Annotated in this window: 1 pseudogene; it reads right to left on the bottom strand. The window is 59.6% G+C overall.

The features are described from left to right. Nucleotides 1–228: 228 nt before the first annotated feature. A pseudogene (locus Q1A06_RS20960) lies at nucleotides 229–327 on the bottom strand (IS481 family transposase); the annotation flags it as partial.

The raw sequence follows: 327 nt of genomic DNA, 5'->3' as shown, positions 1-327 counted from the left end.
GCCCAGAAGTATCCAGTTTTGGTTTTGCGTTTGCCCGCTGCCCGGCAGTCGCCGCTTGCGGCGATGAGAGGGGGGGGCAAGAACTGGCGCACGCGCTTCATCCATGAACAGTTTGTGGAGCACTTCAAATCGATCAACAGCGCGTCAAAGGCAGCCCGCAACTCATAGGCCGGCGTGCCGACCTATCCCGCGAGGGTGGAGCGATCCAGATCAATGCCTTGGTACGGGGCTGTCGTAGTGGTCTCGTTTCACCGTCGCATCCTTGATCGTGCGGTTCATTCGCCTTGGCCATTGGTCCACGGATGGTTTGGGCTGGTCAGTCGATGC

Source organism: uncultured Sulfitobacter sp., assembly GCF_947497275.1.
GTDB lineage: Bacteria > Pseudomonadota > Alphaproteobacteria > Rhodobacterales > Rhodobacteraceae > Sulfitobacter.
The sequence above is the reverse complement of the archived record's forward strand: the minus strand, read 5'-3'. Positions and strand labels throughout refer to the sequence as shown.